Genomic DNA, 20,803 nt, shown 5'->3' on the forward strand with positions numbered 1-20,803 from the left:
GGCGGGGTTCAGGTGAGGGGGAAGCGGGGGGTGGTCGCGGTGAGAGTGGCCGAGGTGGGGGTGGTGTGCCAGATGGCCGTCAGTTCGTCGGACACCGTCTGGGCGAGCTTGGTGACGTCCGTGGCCGCCGTGGCGTGCAGCGCCTCCGCCACGATCAGCACCGACGACGTCCCGGCCCGCACCGCCGAGTACCCGCTCTGCCGGTTCGTCCAGCGCCGCGCGTGCGCCCGCCCGGCGGAGTCGGCGAAGACGACCTCGCCGGGCTCCGGGTTCTCCACCTCACGGGAGAACGTCTCGTAGATCTCGTCTCCGGCGGCGGGCCGCACGGTCAGGTCGCCGGTCACCCGCGCGAGGTCGATCGCGGCCACCGGCACCGCGAAGGCCAGCGAGATCGCGTTGCACAGGTCGATCAGCGGGTGGATGCGCGGGAGTTCGCCCTCTTTCCTGAAGCGCCGCAGCAACGCCTCCGACGCGCACCGGTACTGGGTGGGCTTGAGGCCCATCGCGGCGAACGTCCGCCGCCAGGCCTGGATCTCCGGCAGGTCGGACTCGGTACGGCCGGCCAGCCGTTCGGCCGCGACCGCGCTGAACCTGGCCACCTGCTCGCCGACCTCTGCCGTGGCGGTGACGCCGTCCGCGCGGACCACGCCGGCGGCCAGATCGGGGTGGGCCGACCACATGGCGGTGGAGTGCTGGAAGTACATGGCCCACCAGCCTGCCGCGATTCCCACCCGATCGGCAAGACCAATCACGGCCGCGCGGGCCGTACCATCAGGAGGTCACATCAGGCCCGCGGCGGCGAGGAGTTTGCCGATGCGGCCGGTCTCGTCGGCGTTGAGCGGGGTCTGGGGCGGGGCGGTCGTGGGGTGGTCGATGATGCCACGCAGGCACAGGGCGGCCTTGAAGGCGCCGAGCCCGGCCGAGCTGCCGCCCATGCGCGACCCGCCGACGCGCACGATCTGGAAGAGCCGCACCAGCCGCTCCTGTTCCTCCCTGGCCGCGGCCGCGTCGCCGCGCAGCGCGGCGGCGGTCAGGCGGACGTAACCGTGCGGGTCGACGTTCCCCAGCCCGGGGACGACGCCGTCGGCCCCCATGGCCAGGGCGGAGTCCACGGTGATCTCCGAACCGGTCAGCACGCTGAAGCCCGGGGGGCGGCCGAGGATGACCTGGCGCATGGCGCCGTCGTCGCCGCTGGAGTCCTTGAGCCCGGCGAGCGCGCCGTCGGCGGCCAGGTCGAGCAGCAGGTCGGCGGTGAGCTTGATGTGGACGGACACGGGCAGGTCGTAGGCGTAGACGGGCAGGCCGGCCCGGTCGGCGAGGATCCTGAAGTGGGTGCGGATCTCGGCGGGGTGGGTGCGGGTGTAGAAGGGCGCGGTGGCGACGAGGGCGTCGGCTCCGGCGGCGCGGGCGGCGCGGGCGTGTTCCAGGACCCGCGGCGTGGTCATGTCGATCACCCCGGCCAGCACCGGCACCCGCCCGCCCACGTGGCCCACGACCGTCTCCAGCACGAGCGCGCGCTGGGCGTCGGTCAGGTAGGCCACCTCCGAGGAGGAGCCGAGCACGAACAACCCGTCCACGCCCCCCTCCAGCAGATGGTCGATCAGCCGGACGAGCGAGGCGGCGTCCACCTCGTGCTCCGGCGTCATCGGGGTACATACCGGCGGAATCACACCGGTCAACATCATGCGCGCTCCTGGATCAGGTCGAGGTCTGTCGCCCCCGCGGTCACGGGGTGGTGGCAGTGGAAGAGATGCCCGCCCTCACGCAGTACGGCCGGCATCTCCGCGGCACAGGCGTCGTCGGCCCGCCAGCACCGGGTGCGGAACGGGCAGCCGCTCGGCGGCCTGGTCGCCGACGGCACCGCGCCGACCAGCGGGATCGGGTTGATCGGCGAGATGAGCCCGGGGGTGGCGGAGAACAGCGCCCGCGTGTACGGGTGCCGCGCCCCGCCGGGCACGCCGGCGGCGGGAGCCTGCTCGACGATCCTGCCGAGGTACATGGTGACCACCCGGTCGCTCATCCGCCGCACGGTCTGAATGTCATGCGAAACGAACACGAGCGCCAGGCCCAGCCGGGCCTTGAGGTCGAGCAGCAGGTTGAGTATCTGGGCGCGTACCGACACGTCCAGCGCGCTGGTCGGCTCGTCGGCGACGACGAGGCCGGGCTCCAGCGCGAGCGCCCTGGCCACGGCGACCCGCTGCCGCTGCCCGCCGGACAGCTGGCCGGGCAGCGCGTCGGCGGCGCTCTGGGGCAGGCCGACGAGGTCGAGCAGCTCGCGTACGCGCTCGTCGCGCTGGCGCGGGGTGCCACGGCGGTGCACGTTGAGCGGGTCGCGCAGCACCTGGGCGACGGGCAGGCGGCGGTTGAGCGCGGTGGACGGGTCCTGGAAGATCATGCCGACGCCGGTGCCGATCAGCTCGCGGCGTTCCGGCTCCTTCGTGGCCCACAGGTCGCGGCCCTGGACGCGTACGGTCCCCTCGGTGGGCCGCTGCAGCCCGACCAGCACCCTGGCCAGCGTGGACTTGCCGCACCCCGACTCGCCCACGACGCCGACGGTCTCGCCGGGCGCGACGGCCAGATCGGCGGCGGTCAGCGCGTAGACGCGGTCGCGGGAGAACAACCCGCCGGAGCGGGCCTTGTGCACGACGTGCACGCCCGAGACCTCGGCTACCGGAACGGAGACGGCGGGTTCAGACATGCTCTTCTCCTCGGACTCCCGCCGGGGTGAGCGCGGGGTGGTGGCAGGCCACGGCGTGCGCGTGCGCGTCGCCCTCCAGCGGCGGCCGCGAGGTGTGGCACAGCGCGTCGGCCATCGGGCAGCGGTCGGCGAAGCGGCACCCGGCGGGGAAGCCGGCCGGCGAGGGGACCACGCCGGGGATCTGGGTGAGCCGTTCCGCCCCCGACTCCAGGGACAGCACCGATCCGAGCAGGCCGCGGGCGTAGTGGTGCGCGGGCGCCCCGACCAGCGTGGCGGTGGCGCCGGTCTCGACGATCTGCCCGCCGTACATGACGACCACGCGGTCGGTGACGTCGGCGACCAGCGCGAGGTCGTGCGAGACGAGCACGAGCGCGAACCCGAGCTCCTCCCGCAGCCGCAGCAGCAGCTCGATGACCTGCGCCTGCACGGTGACGTCGAGCGCGGTGGTGGGCTCGTCGGCGACGATCAGCTTGGGCTCGCGCGAGAGCGCCATGGCGATGAGCACCCGCTGCCGCTGCCCGCCCGACAGCTCGTGCGGGTAGGCGGAGAGCGTGCGCGTGGCGTCGAGCCCGACCAGGGCCAGCAGGTCGGCTGGGGTGCGTCGGCCGCCGCGCCGGGTGAGCTGTTTGAGCTGGGCGCGGATGGTCATGGCGGGGTTCAGCGAGGAGAGCGCGTCCTGGTAGATCATCGCCATCTCGTGGCCGAGCAGCCGCCTGCGGGCGCGGCGTGGCAGGGCGATCAGTTCGCGCTGGTCGAAGCGGATGTGCCCGCGCACCCTGGCCTCGCGCGGCTGCAGGCCCATGATGGTCAGCGCGGTCAGCGACTTGCCGCAGCCGGACTCGCCGACCAGGCCGAGCACCTCGCCGGGCCGCACGTCGAAGGAGATGCCGTCGACGATGTCGACGCCGCCGTGCCGGTGCTCGAAGCCGATCGCGAGGTTCTCCACGGCGAGGATCGGCGGCCCCGTGGGCAGCGGGCGGGCGCGCTCGGCCAGGCGGCGCGCCGCCTCCTCCAGACCGGGCAGCTCGGTGACCTGGCCGGAGCCGGGCACGGCCCGCTCGAAGGCGTCGTCGTCGCGGGCGGGCGGCGCGGTGCGGGCGGCGGGCGCCGCCCAGGCGTCGGAGATGCCCTCGGACAGGATGTTGAGCGCGAGCACCGTGAGCAGGATCAGCAGGCCGGGAAAGACCGTGGCCCACCAGCCGCCGAGCAGCACCATGTTCTTGCCGTCGGCGATGACGCTGCCCCAGGAGGGGTCCGGCGGGCGTACGCCGGCGCCGATGAACGACAGCGACGCCTCGAACACGATCGCGTCGGCGACCATCACCGTGCAGAAGACCAGCACGGGCGCGGCGGTGTTCACCGCGACATGCCTGATCACGATGTACGGCGTGCGCGCCCCGATGACCCGTTCCGCGGCGACGTAGTCCTCTCCGTACTGGGCCAGTACGTTGGCGCGCACCACGCGGGCCACGGACGGCATGTACAGGAAGGCCATGGCCATGACGAGCACCGGGACGCTGCCGCCGAAGACGGCCACGAGCACGGCGGCCAGCGCGATGCCGGGAAAGGCCATGACCACGTCGAGCAGGCGCATCAGCGTCTCGTCCACGGCCTTGCGGGAGGTGGCGGCGATCGCGCCCACGACCGCGCCGGCCAGCAGGGCCAGGCCGGTGGCGCCGAGGCCGATGAGCAGCGAGAAGCGCGCGCCGTACAGGAGCCTCGAAAGGATGTCGCGGTTGGCGCTGTCGAGCCCCATCCAGTGCGCGGCCGACGGGCCGCCGCCGGCGACCTCCTGGAAGTACGGCGAGTGCGGCGCCAGCAGCGGCGCGAACAACGCGGCGAGCACGACCAGCGCGATCAGCACAACGGCCGCCCACGACAGCGGCGGCAGCCGGCGGAAGGTGACGCCCGGCCGGGCCAGCCGATCGGCGAGTCCTCGTCTCATGCGGCGCTCCTGAGGCGGGGGTTGACCAGCAGGTACAGGATGTCGACGACCAGGTTGACCAGCATGAACCCGACCGCGATGGTCAGCACCACGCCCTGCACCACGGCGGGGTCGCCGTCGCGCACCGCGTTGATCATGAGCTGGCCCATGCCGGGCAGGCCGTAGATCTGCTCGATCACGACCGCGCCGCCGATGAGGTAGCCGATGCGCAGGCCGAGCACGGTCAGCGGGTTGATGAGGGCGTTGCGCAGCACGTTGCGGCCGACCACGACGACCGGCGGCAGGCCGCTGCCGACGGCGGTGCGGACGTAGTCGCGGTCGAGCTCTTCGACCATCGAGGTGCGCACGATGCGGATGAGCTGGGCGGCGACGGGCAGCGACAGCGACAGGGCGGGCAGCGTCATCGAGCGCAGCCAGCCGGCGGTGGAGTCGGCGGGGTTGATGTAGCCGCCGGTCGGGAACAGCCCCTCCCCCACGGCCAGCCATTGGATCATCAGCAGGGCCAGCCAGAACGCCGGGGCGGCCACGCCGACCAGCGACACCAGCCGGATCACCTGGTCGGGCCAGCGGTCGCGGAACAGCGCCGCGGTGACGCCGAACACCAGCGCCAGCACGGTCGCGACGGCCAGCCCGAGCAGGGTGAGCTGGAGCGTCAGCGGCAGCGCGGTGAGCACCGACTCCAGCACCGGCTTCTTCGTGAGCACGCTGGTGCCCATGTCGCCGGTGGCCAGTTCGCCGACGAAGCGCAGGTAGCGCACCGGCAGCGGGTCGAGCAGCCCGTTCTCCAGCTGGAACCGGCGGATCTGCTCGGCGGTGGGGTTGGCGCCCTGGAAGTAGGCGTACTCGGGCTTGCTGGAGGAGAAGCGCATCACGATGAAGACGAACGCGATGACGCCGAGCAGCAGCGGAACGAGGATCAGGACGCGGCGGACCAGCATCCGGGCGACGAGGATCATGTCCTCTTGGCCTGCAGGAGGTTGATGCCCGGGTAGGCCTGGGCGCGTACGCCGGACAGCTTCTTCGGGTCCCAGGCGGTCATGAGCTCGGTGTGGACGACCGGGTAGAGGACGGCCTGCTCAGCGATCACATCCAGATATTTCTGGACCAGGGCGGTCTTCTGGGCTTTGCCCGGCTCGCGGGTGGCCTCGTCCATCATGCGGAACAGGGCCTTGGCGTCCTTGCTCGCCTCCCAGTGGGAGTACTTCATCCACAGGCCGTCGGGCACGTAGTTGTAGTGCAGGATCAGGTCGGCGTCCATGCCGAACTGGTTGGGGTTCGATGCCGCCGCGACCACCTGGTAGTCCTGCATCTGGTCCATCTTGGCGAACAGCGCCGCGGTGTCCTGCGGCTCCAGCGTGGTCTTGACGCCGATCGCCTCCCAGGAGGCGGCGATCGTGGGCAGGCAGTCGGCCAGCCAGCTCACGTTGACCGCCATGAGGTTGACCGTCAGGTTGGTGACGCCCGCCTCCTTGAGCAGTGCCTTGGCCTTGTCCGGGTCGTGGTCGTAGACGACCGCGGCGCGCTTGTGGTCAGGGTGGCCCTCGTTGAGGAACGAGCTGGAGGGCGTGCCGTGGCCCTTGAGCGCCACGTCGATCATCTTCTTGCGGTCGATGGCGTAGTGGAGCGCCTGCCGTACGCGCACGTCGTCGAAGGGTTTGGCGGCGGTGTTGAACATGAGGAACAGGTGGTTCATGCCCTTGCCGCCCTCGACGTTCAGGCCCTGCTGCTTGAGCCGGTCGATGTTGGCGTAGGGAATGTTGTCGGCGATCTGGGCCTCGGCGCCGCCGCCGGAGATCTTGGCCACGCGGGCGGCGGCGTCCACGATGGTCAGCCAGTTCATGCGCTTTGCGGTGGCCGGGCGCGGGCCGTTGTAGCCGGCGAAGGCCTCGAAGGCGGTGTTGGACTTGGGGTTGTGCGCGGTCATCTTGTACGGCCCCGAGCCGACCGCCTTGCCGCCCTTGGCCGCGTCCCAGCCGCCGGCGGCGCCGAACACGTGCTTGGGCATGATCTTGGCGATGGTCAGGCGCGGCGCCGCGTCCGGGAAGGGGAAGTTGAAGACCAGCTCGACGCTGCGCTCGCCGGTCTTCCTGACCTCCTTCAGCCAGGCCTTGAAGAAGTTGCCGACCAGCACGTTGGCCGCCGGGTCCAGGACCCGCTCGAAGGTGAAGACCACGTCGTCGGCGGTCACGGGCTGCCCGTCGTGCCACGTGGCGCCCTCGCGGAGGGTGAAGGTCCAGCTCGTCGCGTTGAGGTCCGCCGGCAGCGCCGTCGCCAGCGCGGGGTACGGCTCGCGCGTGATCGGATCGGTGTCGAGCAGGCCTTCGTAGATGTGGGTGATGCCGGCCATGGCGAAGGCCGACGCCGTCTGGGTGGGGTCCCAGCTCTGGTCGTTGCCGTAGCCGATGACGGCGGTGATGAGGTACTTGTCCGATCCGGCGCCGACGGAGCCGGTCGAGGCGGGGCCGCCGCTGCAGGCGGCGACGGTGGCGACGACGAACGCCGAGGCGCTGGTGTAGCGCAGGAAGTCGCGGCGGCTGAACTCAGAGCTCACGGATGCCTCCTGGGGGATACGCTGGCCGGATGTGGCCAGGGGTAGAACGTGGGACATCCCATGTCCTATCTTGTGCGTAACGTGGACGCTAAGCCGGGAGACAGCTTGCGGTCAACGGATGGTTTCCGGAATGTTACGCAGTGATCGCCGAGAAGGGGCTGTACATGCGTTCACGACCCAGCCGTGCCGTCGAGGCCCAGGAGGCCGTCAAGGAGATCATTCTCGGGCGCGGCCTGGCCGCTGGGGATCCCCTGCCCACCGAGTCGGAGCTCATGGAGGAGCTCGGCATCAGCCGTAACTCGGTCAGGGAGGCGCTCAAGGCGCTCCAGGCCGTCGGCATCGTGGACATCCGCCACGGCTTCGGCATGTTCGTCGGCCGGATGTCGCTGGCCGGCCTCGTGGACGAGCTGACCTTCCACAGCCGCATCACCCTGCAGGACGGCCGCAGCCACATCGCCCACCTCGTCGAGATCCGCGAGATGCTGGAGACCGGCCTCGTCCAGAAGCTCATCGACCTGGGCTCGGAGGCCGACCTGTCGGCCTCCGCCGAGGTCATGGCCAGGATGGAGGACGAGGCCGAGCGCGGCGGGGTCTCCCCCGAGATCGACCGGCTCTTCCACGACGTGCTCTACCGCCCGCTGGGCAACCCGCTGGTCAGCCAGTTGCTCGGCGCGTTCTGGGACGTCTACCACCAGCTGCGCGACCAGATCGGCGCCCCGGACGAGCCGCCCGCCGACGTCGCCCGCCGTCACCGCGACATCTACGCCGCGGTGACGGCCGGGGACAAGAGCGCCGCGATCGCCGCCGTCCACGCCCACTTCGAGGGGGTACGCAACCGGGTGGCCCGGCTGGGCGTCCCTCAGAGGTAGACGCGGGGGTCGGCGCGCAGGCCGCGCGTCAGCCGTACCTTGATGAACTCGTTGTCGTCGGCCGCGCCCGCGGTGCGGCCGGAGGAGAACGGGAAGTTGTTGTCGTTGAGAATGCCCAGCGTGCGGTCGTCGAGGATGATGACGTCCTCGATGGTCTGGAACGGGAAGGTGAAGGTGCCGCCGCCCGGGGCCGCGAGGTCGAGCAGGTCGGCCACCTGGGTCTTGTCGATGGCGCCGTCGCCGTCCCTGTCGCGGGTGTCGGCCAGGTAGACGCGCTTGAAGCGGGCCTCGGCCCCCTGCAGGTTGTCCCGCTCGATGATCAGGAAGCGGTGGCGATCCACCGCGATGGCGTCGCCGATCGCGTGGGAGGGGTCCTCCAGGCGGTAGGTCCAGCGGCGCTCGCCGTAGGAGCGCTTGCGCGGATCGAACTCGTACATGCGCAGCGTGCCCGCGGGGTCGCCGGTCACGGTCCCCTCCAGCAGCGGGTACAGGCGGCGCCCGTCCACGGACCTGGCCATGCCCTCGAAGCCCTTGCTGCGGCCGAGGTTCGGCTGCCCGCCGTTGAGCTCGGGGTTCTCCGGGGCCTTCACGCCGGGCAGCGGAACCGGCGCGTCGAGCAGCTCACCGCGCGCGTTGGCGTGCAGCAGGAACGGGCCGAACTCGTCGCCGAACCAGTAGGTGCCGTCGAGCGAGCGCACGATCGACTCGACGTCGAAGTCGGCGCCGGTCAGCTTGCGGTCGGGGCGGGTGAGCGGGAAGGGCACCCGCTTGTGCGGGTCGGACAGGTTGAAGCCGCCGCGCAGGCTCAGCTTCCTCGTCCGGAAGTCGGGGCGTACGTGGTGCACGCGCAGCAGGAAGTCGGCGCTGTTGGCCTGGGCGCCGAAGCCGTTGTCGGACAGGACGTCGTAGCCTCCGTCGTGGCGGCGGGCGATGCCGCTGAAACCCTGCACGGGCTGGCCGGGGAAGGGCGGGGTGAGCCCGTTGATGGGAGCCGTGCCCAGCTGCGCGCCGGACCGCTCGCTGCCCGGCACGTACGTCTGCGCGGGCAGCGACGCGAACCCGGCCAGGGCGGCCCTGCCGAAACCGTGCTCGGGGGTGGCGGTGGCCGGGACCGCGGCGGTCCCGAAGGCCAGCGCGCCGGCGCACATCACGATGGCGAAACGTCTCATGGCGCGCACCCTAGGCCGGTCAGGTGACGGGACGTGGAACACCACGCGAACCACCCGGATGCGAGAGCGCTCTCACCGAGGTTGACACGGCGTTAACCATATGTTTCTTTCAGGTGTGAGAGCGCTCTCTGCACCGTCCACCCCCCGCTAGGAGCAGTGATGCCGCGCCGCCGTCTCGCCGTCGCCGCCGCCGCCTTGTCGGCCGCCTTCTCCCTCGTCCTGTACGCCGCTCTCGCCGCCTCGGCCGCCGTGCCGCCCCCGCCCTCCGGGTGGTCGCTGGTCTGGGCCGACGACTTCAACGGCCCCGCCGGATCGTTGCCGGACTCCGGCAACTGGATCATCGACACCGGCCACTCCTACCCGGGCGGCCCCGCCAACTGGGGCACCGGCGAGATCCAGAACTACACCTCCAGCCCCTCCAACCTCAGCCTCGACGGAACCGGCAACCTGCGCATCACCCCGCACGGCGCCAACCGCGACTGGACCTCCGCCCGCATCGAGACCCGTCGCTCCGACTTCAAGCCCGCCGACGGCCGCGTGCTGCGCATCGAGGGCCGCATCCAGATGCCCAACGTGACCGGGCAGGCCGCGCTCGGCTACTGGCCGGCCTTCTGGGCGCTCGGCTCGCCGTACCGGGGGAACTACTGGAACTGGCCGGGCATCGGCGAGTTCGACATCATGGAGAACGTCAACGGCATCAACTCGGTGTGGGCCGTGCTCCACTGCGGCGTCGCGCCCGGCGGGCCGTGCAACGAGTTCAGCGGTCTCGGCGCCAGCCGCGCCTGCCCCGGCGCCTCCTGCCAGTCGGCCTTCCACACCTACCGGTTCGAGTGGGACCGCAGCGTCTCGCCCAACCAGTTGCGCTGGTACGTGGACGGCCAGCAGTTCCACTCGGTCAGCCAGTCGCAGTTCGACGCCGCGACCTGGAACAACATGACCGGCCACGCCGGCTACTTCATCCTGCTGAACGTGGCCATGGGCGGCGCCTTCCCCGACGGCGTGGCCGGCTTCTCCACGCCCACCGCCGCGACCGTCTCCGGCCGGCCGATGGTCGTCGACTACGTGGCCGTCTGGCAGAGCGGCGCCACCGGCCCCACCCCCACTCCCACCGATCCGCCGGGTGACGTCGACGCCCGCTCCACCATCCAGGCCGAGCGCCACCAGGCCCAGTCGGGCACCATCGTCGAGACGACCACCGACACCGGCGGCGGTCAGAACGTCGGCGCGATCACCAACGGCGACTGGCTGCGCTTCGACAACGTCCGCTTCGGCGGCACCGCCGCCACCCAGTTCCGCGCCCGGGTGGCCTCCGGGGCCGCGGGCGGGGTGAGCGGGCTCGTCCAGGTCCGCCTCGGCAGCCCGACCGCGCCGCCGATCGGCGACTTCGCACTGGCGAACACCGGCGGATGGCAGAGCTGGCGCACCATACCCGCCAACATCTCACCGGTGACCGGCACCCACACGGTCTACCTGACCTTCAGCAGCGGCCAGCCGGCCGACTTCGTCAACGTCAACTGGTTCACCTTCTCCACTACCTGACCCGCACGCAGTACGCGTTGAGCGCGGTGGTGAAGTCCCGCAGGCGGTACTGGGCGGCACGGGCGTCGGCGTAGCCGGCGTGCCCGAGCTTCACCAGGAAAGGGCTCCGGCTGGCGCCGAGCCTGACGAAGGCGGTCGCCCACGTGGCGTAGTAGCCGTCTCCGACGAACGGCGTCAGCGCGGCGCTCGCCAGCGCCGCGCACGCCTCTCGGTCGGTGACCGTGCCGGGCGGGCCCGGCGGCGGGACGGCGTTCCCCGGGCTGTCGAAGCTGCCGCTCTGCGGGAAGTCGACGAAACCGTACTGGAGCAGCCAGGTCGGCGCCGTCCCTGCGATCCACACCGCCGACGCCCCCAGGGCGGCGACCGCCAGCGTACGGCGCAGCCACGCACGCGCCGGGCGCACCAAGGGCCGGGCGGGAGCCGAGGACGCCAACGCCACGAGGGCGCGCACCGCGCTCACCGCGCCCGCCCCCAGCAGGCTCACCGGCACCCCGAACCCGAGCACGCCGATGCACAGCGCGGCGAACTGGGACAGGAGGTCCGCCGCCACGCACTGCCCGGTGGCACACGTCCGGGCCAGCGGCTGCCACACGATCGCCACCGAACAGCCCAGTCCCCCGGCGACCGCCGCCAGGACGGCGTGCGAAGGACCCAGACCGCGGCCGGTGAACGCCGACACCACGACCGCGGTCAGCGTCTGCAGCAGCCCCAGGACGACGACGATCGCGGCGGCCACGGCCATCATGTCGCCGAGGGAGTCGGTACGCACGCCCGGACCGAACCCGGCGACCAGCGACAGCAGTATCGGCTCCGGCGTGGCCAGCTCGGCGACCACCACCAGCGACGTCAGGACCGCGGCGGGGGCGAGCGCCACGAGCGGCCTGACCCGGGCGGCCGGCAGGGCGAACTCCTGCGGCGAGTCCAGGTAGAGCCGCCGCCCTCGCGCCCGCGAGGTGTACAGCAGCCAGGAGCCCAGCGGATACAGCGCCGCCAGGAGCAGGACGGTCAGCTTCCCGGAATCGAACACCGACACCAGGATCGCCCAGACGGCCGTGCCGGGCGCGCGCGTCTCCATGCCGAAGACGGCGGACATGACCCAGGCACCGAGAAAGGGCCCGAACAGCAACGTGGCCGGCACCAAGGCGCCCAGATAGACGGGCAGCAGCGTGCGCGACCTCGCCACGGGCAGCCACGCGTCGGCGCACGCCGACAGCCAGCGCACGAACGTCACGCACAGCGCGAGCAGGAAGAGCGCCATGACGGCGGCGGCCACGGGCGCGGCGGCGATGGACTCCGCCCAGGACAGGCGCATCCGGCTCGGCGCGCCCAGCAGGCCCAGGACGATTCCCGCCGCCAGCGCCACCCCCGCCGCGACGCCCCTGGGCGCGGGCCGGTCGGCCGCCATGGCCGCGAGCGTGGCACGGAACGCCCCGGCCAGCAGGATCGCCGCCACGGGCAGACCCGCGAGCAACGCGCTCACCTGATAGGCGAGCAGATCCGCGTTGCTCAGCCACAGGCTGACGAACTCCATCAGATGCGGCAGCACCAGCCCGGCCGCGATCCCGGCGCCCAGCGCCTCGCCCGGCATCCACCGCAGCAGCCGTCCCGGCTGCCGGACCACCTCGGCCCGGTCGGCCGCGCGCGGATGCAGGCGCAGCAGCCTGACCAGGCTGCCCTTCACATCGCCCCGGGACTCGACCGGGGCGCCGCCGGACATCGCCGCCCGCACGTCCGCGTAGTGCTCGCGGGCGCGCAGCACCGACGCCGCCAGCAGGACGACCAGGACGGTGCCGATCAGGGTCCTGATCGACAGGGGCGCCAGCCATACCGGGTCGAAGATCGCGGTGTGGACCAGCAGCGGCGCGCCGACCAGCACCGCGAAGACCCACACGGCCGACAGCGTGAGGCTGGTCAGGTCCACGTCGCGGTTGCGGAGGTGGGCCAGCTCGTGCAGGACGATCGCCCTCAGCTCGCTCCGGTCGCCGCGCCGCGTGGCCTCGTGGAGCGTCCCGATGTTGAGGCGGAGGTAGTAGCGCGGGTAGCGGCCGAACGCGCGCCCGCCCGGCGTGCCGCGGTTGGCGTCGAGAAGCACCTCGGGCGTACGGCGCAGCCCCTCCTCGGCCGCCAGCCCCGCGACCAGGCCCGACAGCTCCTCACCCGCGGGCACCAGATGCTGGCGGGCGATCGTCAGCCGGGGCCTGACCAGGTACAGGAGCAGGATCGCGACGGCCACCGCCAGCATGGCGCCCAGCGCGACCGCGGCCCGCTCCAGGCCGACCCCGCGCAGGCACCCGAGGTAGCCGGCGGCCAGCGCCCGCGTATCCTGGCCGCCGGCTCGGGCGGCGGCGTCGGCGGCGAGGTCGCAGGGCGCGTAGGCCGCACGCCACCGCGAGGCGCCGCCCGCGACCAAGTCGAAGGAGGAGGCCGCGGCCGCGAGCACGATCGTGACCAGCAGGACGAAGTGGGAGGTGGTCGCCGCCGGTAACAGGAACGGGTTGCCGGGACGATCCCCGCCGCTCACTGGGGAGGGGTCCAGTCTCGGCGGCTCCAGCGTTCCACGGCGCGTTCGGCGATGGTCTCCGCGTGGTCGCGGCCGGCGGCCTCCAGTTCCTTGGCGATGCGCCGCCTGGCCTGGTCGGCGGACTCACCCAGCTCGGGCACCGGCGCCTCCGGGCCGCCCGCCCTGCGGCGCTCGCGCCAGCGCCGCAGCCTGGACCTGCCGTCGCGCACGCCGATGACCACCATCTCGGTCATGAGGCCGCCCACGACGCCCCACAACAGGTTGGTGAGGGTGGGGTCGCCCAGGTCGATGCCGGAGGCGCCGGGCTCGTCGCGGGCCCTGCGCGCACGGCGGGCGGCTCCGGGGTTGGCGAAGTACACGCCGGTCATCAGGTCGAAGTCGGGGAGTTCCTGGGGGGCGAACTCGGCCACCAGCGCGCGTACGAGCGCACGGCGATCACCGTCACTGTCCGTCGTCACGCCAGCACTGTAGATCGGGCCGAGGCCCGGGGAGAAGCCTTGACGGGGAGGAGGCGATCCCTGCCACGCAATCGGTCAGCAATCGGGGCGCGTATCCGTCTTCGCCTGAGGCAGCCGGTGCCCGCTCCAGGGCCAGCTTGGCGCGCCGGTAGACGACGCACCGCTCCTCCCATTCCATCTCGTCGGTCATGACGGCCATCGTGACCACAGGACGTGATCGTTCGCATGCGTCTTGTCATCCGTTGAGGACTTCCACAGTCCCCCGTTCCCCGTCGACGCGGACGCGGTCGCCGTCGTGGATGCGCGCGGTGGCGTTGCCGGTGCCGACGACAGCCGGGATGCCGAGCTCGCGGGCGACGATCGAGGCGTGGGAGAGCGGCGCGCCCATGTCGGTGACGACGGCGGCGGCGCGCGGGAACATGGGCGTCCAGCCGATGTTGGTCAGCGTCGTCACCAGGATCTCCCCCGCCTTCAGCCGCTCGCCCTCCTCGGGGCCCGACAGCACGCGGGCCACGCCCTCGACGACGCCGGGCGCGCCGGGAAAGCCGGACACCGTGTCGGCCGGGGGCGCCTGGCCGCCGCGGGCGTCGTAGAGGTCGACGCGCCGGTCGGGCGAGGCGGCCCAGCGGACCGGGTCGAAGGGCCCGACGATCAGCATCGGGTAGATCGGCAGTGCGGCGTACTTCCGGTAGGTGGCGCGCCTCACCGGGATCCTCGCCAGCGGCGAGCGCCCGCCGCGCAGCACGTCGAGGATCTCGTCGATCTCCAGGTAGAAGATGTCGTCGCCGAGGCCGGTCAGCTCCCCCGCCCGCAGCACGAACGCGCGCATCGCCCAGAAGACCCGCATGTTCTCCGACCGGGTGTCCTCCCGGTCCCTGACGATCGCGTTCCACCTGTCCACCCGCTCGCGCATCGCCGCGCCCTTGCGCGGGAAGCGGTGGTCGAAGCGGGCCCAGGCCGCCGCGCGCGCCTCCTCCTGCCGGGTGAGCAGGTCGCCGGCGGCACCGGAGGCGACCTCGGCGAGCCGCCTGTCGATCCAGCCGGGATCCTCGCCGGGCCTGGGCACGCTGACCTCGAACTCGTGGGCGCCGCGATGCCCGTAGACCGCGGCGAACTCCGCCCGGTCGATCTCGCCCCCGGCCAGCTTGTCCAGGCCGATGATCGGGCCCATGCTGGCCAGCTCGCCGCCGGCGTTGGCGCCGGTGAGCATGGCCTCGGCGTCGCTGTCGCCGACCATCTCGCGCAGCTTGTCGCGGGTCATGACGAGCGCGCCGCCGCCCTGGCGTCCGGCCGCCTCCAGCATCCGGCAGGTTTCCACGACGTACGGCCGCAGCCCCTCCTCCCAGAAGGCGGCCAGCTCCGCGGGCTCGGAGATCAGCCCGGCGCGCTCGCGCAGCTCCTCGCATCGCGACCGGGCGGTCGCCAGGAAGGGCCGCAGCCGCTTCACGTTGGCGGCGACCCGGCGGCGCAGCCTGATCGCCATCGGCAACAGGGCCTTGATCAGCTGCCACCGAGAGGCGGGCAGCAGCGGCACGTCGAGACCCGGCGGGATCCTGCCGAACACCTGCTCGATCGCGCCGAGCCTGCCGCTCATGCCGAACGCCTTGGCGGCGGAGATGGCGATGCTGAGGTTCAGGTAGAAGCGCCCGCCGATGTTGCCGACCAGGCGGTAGCCGGGGATGGCCGACGCGGACATGGCCTCGCGGATGAACAGCCGCACCAGCGACCAGGTGACCGGGGTCATCACGTCGGGGATGGCCTCGCCGAGGTTGCCGCTGGTCCACAGGTAGGGGCCGGTGAGGCTGTCGTTCCACTCCTCCACCTCCTCGGCCAGGCCGGTGATCGGGCGGGCCTGGACGATGAAGAGCTCCTCGCCGCGCCTGGCCCACTCGACGTCCACGGGCGTGCCGTACAGCCGCTGGATCTGCTCGCCCAGGGCGGCGAGGCGCAGGACCTGCTCGTCGGAGAGCACGCGCCGCGAGCGGCGTGCGGGAGGGACCTCCTGCTCGTGCGTGCCCTCGGGGCCGCGCACGGTCATGACGGCCTTGTCGGCCACGGTGTACGAGCGCACGCGCCCGCCGGCGACCACGGCGGTGTCGGGTGTCACCTGGCCGCCGACGACGGCTTCGCCGAGGCCCCAGGCCGCGTTGACCACGCTCTGCCCGCGCGCGCCGGTGACGGGGTCGGCGGTGAACACGACCCCTGCGGCGTCGGCGTCGACCAGCTGCTGGACGACCACGGCGAGCGCCACGTCGTCGTACGGGACGTGGTTGCGCTCGCGGTAGGCGACGGCCCGCGGGTTCCAGAGCGAGGCCCAGCAGCGGCGGACGGCGTCGAGCAGATCCGCGCGGTGGACGTTCAGGTAGCTGTCCTGCTGGCCGGCGAAGGACATCTCGGGCAGGTCCTCGGCGGTGGCCGACGAGCGCACCGCCACCGCCACCGCGCCGTGGCCCTCGCCATCGCCATCGCCGTCGCCGAGCTCGGCGTAGGCGGCGAGGATCTCGGCGGCCAGGTCCGGCGGGATCTCGTGCGTGGTGAACAACTCCTGCGCGCCGGGAGCGCCGAGCCGCTCGCGGAAGGGCGCGGTGAACGCGCGGTAGGCGTCGGTGGTGATGTGGAAGCCCGGCGGGACCGGCAGCCCGGCGCGGCTCAGCCGGGCCAGCGACGCGCCCTTCCCGCCCGCGAGGGCGAGATCGGCGGCCGCGTCGTCGAGAGGGAGAACGTTCATGGCAGCTGCCCTTCGAGAGCGAACTCAAGCTTGCGCCCGGCCAGGCCCGCGGCCTGCTCGACGTAGGCGCGGACGGCTTCCGCGACGGCGCGGGCCTCGCGCGGGGACGGCTCGCGCCCCGCTCCGAGCGCGCGGTGCGCGGTGTCGGCCAGCAGTACGGCGCGCATGAGCGGCCGGCGCATGATCTCGGCGGCCGCCACCCCGGCCACCCCGGCCAGCTCGCGCAGGGTGCCCGGCTCGGCCCGCCGTACCTCCTCCAGGGTGGCGACGCGCTCGCGGCGCAGCAGCGCGGCGAACAGCAGCTCGCGCGTCTTCCAGTGCAGGTAGATCGTGCCCTTGGCGACGCCGGCGGCGCGCGCGACGTCCGCGATGGTGGTCTTGTCGTAGCCCCGGCGCAGGATCAGCTCGGCGGCGGCGTCGAGCACGCGGTGGGCGCGCTCCCTCCGGCGCTCGGGATCGGCGGGCGGCCAGGCCATGCGCGTTCTCCGTTCTCTGACCAGATAGGCGTAATTGGTCAGAAAATTCAGCACGAGGGACGTTCCCGGATCTTCGGCCCCCGAACCCGCCCCGCGCCGTACGGTAGATCCCATGGCCAAGGCCTTCTGGATCGACCAGGACTTCGACAGGGACCGCCACGGGCGCTACGCCGCGCACGTGGAGAAGAACCTGCCGGAGTTCGAATGGGGCGACATCGCTCCGGTGCGCTTCGCCTGTGCCGCCTGGAGACTGGCCACGCCGCCGTCGCTCGACCCCGGCTACGTCCGCTGGGACCGGCGCGTGCTCGACGCCACCTGCGCGCGCAACACCTGGGACGGCACGCTGATCGCCCGCGTCCGGATCGTCTCGCCGCTGCCCGAGCCGCTCACCCGCTCACGCGCCTGGTGGCGCGACCGCGGCTGGCAGGGCTGGCAGGAGCTGTTCGGCCAGTACGTCGAGCCGACCCAGCAGGACTTCGCCAGAAGCCCGTTCCTGCGCGCGACGCTCCTGGTGGAGGCGCCGGTGCCGCTGGCCGGGCTGCCCCCGGAGCCGGAGGGCCCGCACGAGCGCGTCGAGGAGAGCGCCCAGCGGGCCGTCGCCGTGCTGGTGCGCGAGCTCAACGAACTCGTCTCGCCGATCCTCGACCAGCTCGGCTAACCGGGCGGCGACAGCACCACGCGCAGCGTCTTCGGCTCGCGCAGGTCGCCGGAGCGGTATTCGAGCTCCTTCTCCACCAGCCGCATCCGGGGGAAGCGGGCCAGCAGCGTCGTCAGCGCCAGCCCGGCTTCTGCCCTGGCCAGCGCCGCGCCCAGGCAGAAGTGGTGCCCGTAGCCGAAGGACAGATGGGCGTTGTCCGGCCGGGCCGGGTCGAAGGCGTCGGGCTCGGCGAAGCGCGCCGGGTCCCGGTTGGCGGCTCCCCACGCGCAGCGCACCACCGCCCGGTCGGGCACCTCCGCCCCGCACACCTCCACGGCGGCCGTGGCGTGCCGCGGCACGCTCAGCGCGATCGGCGTGACGTAGCGCAGCAGTTCCTCGACCGCGTCGCCGATCAGCTCGGGCCGCTCCAGCAACAGCCGCCACGACCCCGGCTCGCGCAGCAGCAGAGCCAGCCCGTTGGCCAGCAGCGCGGTGACCGCCCGGTGCCCGGCCACCAGCGTGAGCCTGACCCCCGCCACCAGGTACGCGTCCGGCAGCCCTTCCCGATCCGCCTGCCGGATCATGCCGCTGACCAGGTCGTCAGCCGGTGCGCGGCGCCGCTCGGCGATCAGCGCGGCGAGGTGGGAGACCATCGCGGCCGTCTCCGGCGAGGTCATGTCGGGCCCCGGCGTCCTGGCCTCCGGCCGCTCGGGCAGCGTGGCGATCCGGCCGCTCACGTACGCCTGCACGTACGCCCGGTCGGCGTCCGGCACCCCGATCAGCGCGCAGAGCGTCATGATCGGCAGGGGGCGGGCGAAGGCGGCGATGAAGTCAACGCTCTCGGCGGGCGGGATCGCGTCCAGGAGTTCGCCGGTGATCCGCTCGATCCTGGGGAGCAGCGCGGCCACGCGGCGCGGGGTGAGCTGGCGGGAGATCATCCGGCGGACCCGCTGGTGGTCCTCGCCGGACAGGTCGACCAGGTCCTCCTCGAAGATGACCCGGCCCGCCTTCTCCGCCTCCTCGATCGGGTTGCCCGCCGCGCCGCCGCCCATGAGGCGCTGGTCGGCGAAGCCGGTGACCGCCGCCTCGTAGCCTGTCAGCAGCCATTCGGCGCCGCCCCGGCCCAGGTCGACGTGGTGGACGGGGGCGGCCTCACGCAGGCGGCGTACCGTGGGCACGTCGTTGAGCTGGGCGGGAGTCAGGCGGGTGGTCATGCGATCCGCTCCTCGAGGTAACCGTCGGCCTGCAGCGTGAACAGCTCGGCGTAGCGGCCGTCCAGGGCCATCAGGTGGCCGTGGGTGCCCTCCTCGACGACGCGGCCGTGGTGCAGGACGTAGATGCGGTCGGCGTGCCGTACGTTGGCCAGGCGGTGGGTGATCAGCACCGTGATCCGGCGCTCGGCGCCGGCACGCAGGCTGGCGAACAGCGCGTGCTCCGCCTTCGGGTCGAGCGCGGCCGACGGCTCGTCGCAGATGAGCAGCGGGGCGTCGCGGTAGAAGGCGCGGGCGCAGGTCAGCCGCTGCCACTGCCCGCCCGACAGGTCCTGGCCGCCGGCGAAGACCCGCGACAGCAGCGTGTCGTAGCCCTCGGGCAGCTTCTCGATCACCTGGTGCGCGCCGGCCTTGACGGCGGCGGCGCGCATCCGGGCGCGGTCCTCGTGCTCGGTGCCGAGCGTGATGTTGCGGGCGGCGGTGAACGGCCAGCGCCAGAACTCCTGGCTGACCAGCCCCACGTGCCGCCACAGCTCGTGGCGTTCCACGGCGTCCAGCGGCAGGCCGTCCCAGGTGACCGCGCCGGAGGTGGGCCGGCGCAGCCCGGCCAGGAGCATGGCGAGGCTGGTCTTGCCCGAGCCGTTCTCGCCGACGAGCGCGATCGTCTGGCCGCGCCGGGCGGTCAGGCTGACGCCGCCGAGCGCCATGGGGCCGTCCTCGCCGTAGCTGAGCCCGGCGTGCTTCACCTCGATCGTCTCGGGCGGCGTGATCACGGCGGTGTCGGCCTGCGGCGGCAGGCGGCTCTCGCAGCGCTCGGCGAACTCGGTGAAGTCGCCGTAGTAGAGGCCCTCTTCGTAGATCTTGTTGACGTTCGTGAGCGCAAGCGTGAGCGACTGCCTGGCCGCCTGCAGGGCCAGCACCGCGGTGGCCGCAGCGGCCAGCGGCAGCCCGCCGCCGATCAGCAGCATGCCGAGCACCGTGTAGAGCCCGGCGGTGGCGCCGCCGGACAGCAGGCCGCCCAGAACCCGCACGCGGGTCTGCCCGGCGACGACCTCCAGTTCGGCGTCGGTCTCCGCCGAGACCATCCGGTCGTACTCGCGCAGCAGGAAGTCGCGCATGGTGAACACGCGCACCTCCGCCGCGGTCAGCCGCTCGGCCATGAGCTCGCCGAGCATCCACATGCGGCGGCGGCGCGAGGTGCGGTTGCGCTCGCTCACGTACGACAGCCGTGCCACGCGCACCGCCGCCCACGCCCCCGGCAGGCTGGCCAGCACCAGGGCGGCCAGCAGCAGCGGGTGCACGACCAGGAGCGCCACCGCGGTGCCCGCCAGCCCGGCCAGGCCCGCGACCAGGTCGAGGGTCCCGCGCACCAGCGCCTGCAGGGCCATGCCGCCGCGGTTGCGCGCCCGCTTCATCTCGTCGCTGAAGCCCGGGTCGTCGAACGCGGCCAGCTCCACCCGGGTGGTCAGCTCGAACAGCTCCCGCTCGACCAGCGTCAGCACCCTGGGCATGAGCCTGGCCTGCGCCCAGCCGGCGCCGATCGACAGCCCTGACCTGGCCGCCACGGCCGCCGCCACGCCCAGCAGCGAGGGCAGCGCCGCCTGGACCCGTCCGAGCGTCGGCCCGGCGGCGAACAGCGCCACGAGCACGTCGCGCGTGGCCAGCAGGCCGTAGGAGGTCGCGACTCCGCCGAGCAGGCTCAGCGCGATCGCGCACGCGGTGTCGCGGCGGTCGGCCCGCCAGGCGACGGCCACCGCGCGGGCGGTGGTGGCGGGCAGCCGGGCGGCGATCCGCAGGAAGCTCGTGCCGGCGAGCGCGGCCGTGTGGGCGTCCCACCAGGCCGTGGCCAGGGACGGCAGGTCCGCGCTCCCCCGCGCGGCGCCCGCGCCTCGCCTTCGCATCCGCATGTTCCCTCCGCGTTTCGGCCGACGCCGCTGGCCAGCGTAGGAAGCCCGGCTTGGAAGTGGCTTGACGACGGCGGGGAGGCCCGGCTTTGGGGCG

The 20,803-nt window shown here is 72.9% G+C and carries 16 protein-coding genes; 3 read left to right on the forward strand and 13 right to left on the reverse strand.

Features of this window, described 5'->3' with window-relative positions; genetic code table 11:
• Nucleotides 1–8 precede the first annotated feature (8 nt).
• Genes ACIBHY_RS49560 through ACIBHY_RS49585 form a run of 6 tightly spaced genes read right to left on the reverse strand, consistent with a single transcriptional unit; the run spans nt 9 to nt 7,194 of the window.
• Nucleotides 9–731, reverse strand: coding sequence for a B3/4 domain-containing protein (locus ACIBHY_RS49560; protein WP_397310442.1), 723 nt, complete (start codon nt 729–731; stop codon nt 9–11).
• A 48-nt stretch (nt 732–779) separates the two neighbouring features.
• Nucleotides 780–1,685 carry a dihydrodipicolinate synthase family protein gene (locus ACIBHY_RS49565; RefSeq protein ID WP_397248919.1) on the reverse strand — a complete coding sequence of 302 codons (906 nt, stop codon included), beginning with the start codon at nt 1,683–1,685 and terminating at the stop codon, nt 780–782.
• Nucleotides 1,682–2,698: an oligopeptide/dipeptide ABC transporter ATP-binding protein gene (locus ACIBHY_RS49570; RefSeq protein ID WP_397248917.1), complete on the reverse strand. Its 1,017-nt coding sequence runs from the start codon at nt 2,696–2,698 to the stop codon at nt 1,682–1,684. Before ACIBHY_RS49570 ends, ACIBHY_RS49565 begins: the two co-directional genes overlap by 4 nt.
• Nucleotides 2,691–4,643, reverse strand: coding sequence for a dipeptide/oligopeptide/nickel ABC transporter permease/ATP-binding protein (locus tag ACIBHY_RS49575; RefSeq protein WP_397310443.1), 1,953 nt, complete (start codon nt 4,641–4,643; stop codon nt 2,691–2,693). Before ACIBHY_RS49575 ends, ACIBHY_RS49570 begins: the two co-directional genes overlap by 8 nt.
• Nucleotides 4,640–5,599, reverse strand: a complete 960-nt coding sequence (locus tag ACIBHY_RS49580) for an ABC transporter permease (protein ID WP_397248913.1) — start codon at nt 5,597–5,599, stop codon at nt 4,640–4,642. Before ACIBHY_RS49580 ends, ACIBHY_RS49575 begins: the two co-directional genes overlap by 4 nt.
• The gene (locus ACIBHY_RS49585; protein WP_397310444.1) at nt 5,596–7,194 is read right to left on the reverse strand and encodes an ABC transporter substrate-binding protein; all 1,599 of its coding nucleotides are present in this window, start codon (nt 7,192–7,194) and stop codon (nt 5,596–5,598) included. The genes ACIBHY_RS49580 and ACIBHY_RS49585 overlap by 4 nt, the downstream gene beginning before the upstream one ends.
• A gap of 164 nt (nt 7,195–7,358) precedes the next feature.
• On the opposite strand from ACIBHY_RS49585, the gene ACIBHY_RS49590 reads away from it, so the two are divergent.
• Nucleotides 7,359–8,063 carry a FadR/GntR family transcriptional regulator gene (locus tag ACIBHY_RS49590; protein WP_397310445.1) on the forward strand — a complete coding sequence of 235 codons (705 nt, stop codon included), beginning with the start codon at nt 7,359–7,361 and terminating at the stop codon, nt 8,061–8,063.
• On the opposite strand, the gene ACIBHY_RS49595 is transcribed toward ACIBHY_RS49590, so the two are convergent.
• Nucleotides 8,054–9,232: an esterase-like activity of phytase family protein gene (locus tag ACIBHY_RS49595; RefSeq protein WP_397310446.1), complete on the reverse strand. Its 1,179-nt coding sequence runs from the start codon at nt 9,230–9,232 to the stop codon at nt 8,054–8,056. The two genes, ACIBHY_RS49590 and ACIBHY_RS49595, sit on opposite strands and share 10 nt — an antisense overlap.
• A gap of 159 nt (nt 9,233–9,391) precedes the next feature.
• Between ACIBHY_RS49595 and ACIBHY_RS49600 the strand changes: the two genes are divergently transcribed.
• On the forward strand, nt 9,392–10,771 hold the full coding sequence (locus ACIBHY_RS49600; RefSeq protein ID WP_397310447.1) for a glycoside hydrolase family 16 protein: 1,380 nt from the start codon (nt 9,392–9,394) through the stop codon (nt 10,769–10,771).
• Here ACIBHY_RS49600 and ACIBHY_RS49605 read toward each other — a convergent pair.
• The 4 genes from ACIBHY_RS49605 to ACIBHY_RS49620 all read right to left on the reverse strand — a co-directional run bounded on the left by ACIBHY_RS49605 (nt 10,764) and on the right by ACIBHY_RS49620 (nt 16,954).
• Nucleotides 10,764–13,292 (reverse strand): M48 family metalloprotease, encoded by a 2,529-nt coding sequence (locus ACIBHY_RS49605; RefSeq protein WP_397310448.1) that lies wholly within the window; start codon nt 13,290–13,292, stop codon nt 10,764–10,766. The genes ACIBHY_RS49600 and ACIBHY_RS49605 overlap by 8 nt on opposite strands.
• Nucleotides 13,289–13,750, reverse strand: coding sequence for a hypothetical protein (locus ACIBHY_RS49610; RefSeq protein ID WP_397248901.1), 462 nt, complete (start codon nt 13,748–13,750; stop codon nt 13,289–13,291). Before ACIBHY_RS49610 ends, ACIBHY_RS49605 begins: the two co-directional genes overlap by 4 nt.
• Nucleotides 13,751–13,985: 235 nt before the next feature.
• Nucleotides 13,986–16,478 (reverse strand): PEP/pyruvate-binding domain-containing protein, encoded by a 2,493-nt coding sequence (locus ACIBHY_RS49615; protein WP_397310449.1) that lies wholly within the window; start codon nt 16,476–16,478, stop codon nt 13,986–13,988.
• Nucleotides 16,475–16,954 carry a helix-turn-helix domain-containing protein gene (locus tag ACIBHY_RS49620; RefSeq protein WP_397310450.1) on the reverse strand — a complete coding sequence of 160 codons (480 nt, stop codon included), beginning with the start codon at nt 16,952–16,954 and terminating at the stop codon, nt 16,475–16,477. Before ACIBHY_RS49620 ends, ACIBHY_RS49615 begins: the two co-directional genes overlap by 4 nt.
• Before the next feature lie 112 nt (nt 16,955–17,066).
• Between ACIBHY_RS49620 and ACIBHY_RS49625 the strand changes: the two genes are divergently transcribed.
• Complete coding sequence (locus tag ACIBHY_RS49625) at nt 17,067–17,612, forward strand: hypothetical protein (protein WP_379619586.1); 546 nt, start codon at nt 17,067–17,069, stop codon at nt 17,610–17,612.
• Here ACIBHY_RS49625 and ACIBHY_RS49630 read toward each other — a convergent pair.
• Entirely contained in the window at nt 17,609–18,805 is a 1,197-nt protein-coding gene (locus ACIBHY_RS49630) for a cytochrome P450 (protein WP_397248895.1), read from the reverse strand. The genes ACIBHY_RS49625 and ACIBHY_RS49630 overlap by 4 nt on opposite strands.
• Nucleotides 18,802–20,703, reverse strand: a complete 1,902-nt coding sequence (locus ACIBHY_RS49635; protein ID WP_397310451.1) for an ABC transporter ATP-binding protein — start codon at nt 20,701–20,703, stop codon at nt 18,802–18,804. The genes ACIBHY_RS49630 and ACIBHY_RS49635 overlap by 4 nt, the downstream gene beginning before the upstream one ends.
• Nucleotides 20,704–20,803 lie beyond the last annotated feature (100 nt).

This window comes from Nonomuraea sp. NPDC050547 (assembly GCF_044457345.1).
Lineage (GTDB): Bacteria > Actinomycetota > Actinomycetes > Streptosporangiales > Streptosporangiaceae > Nonomuraea.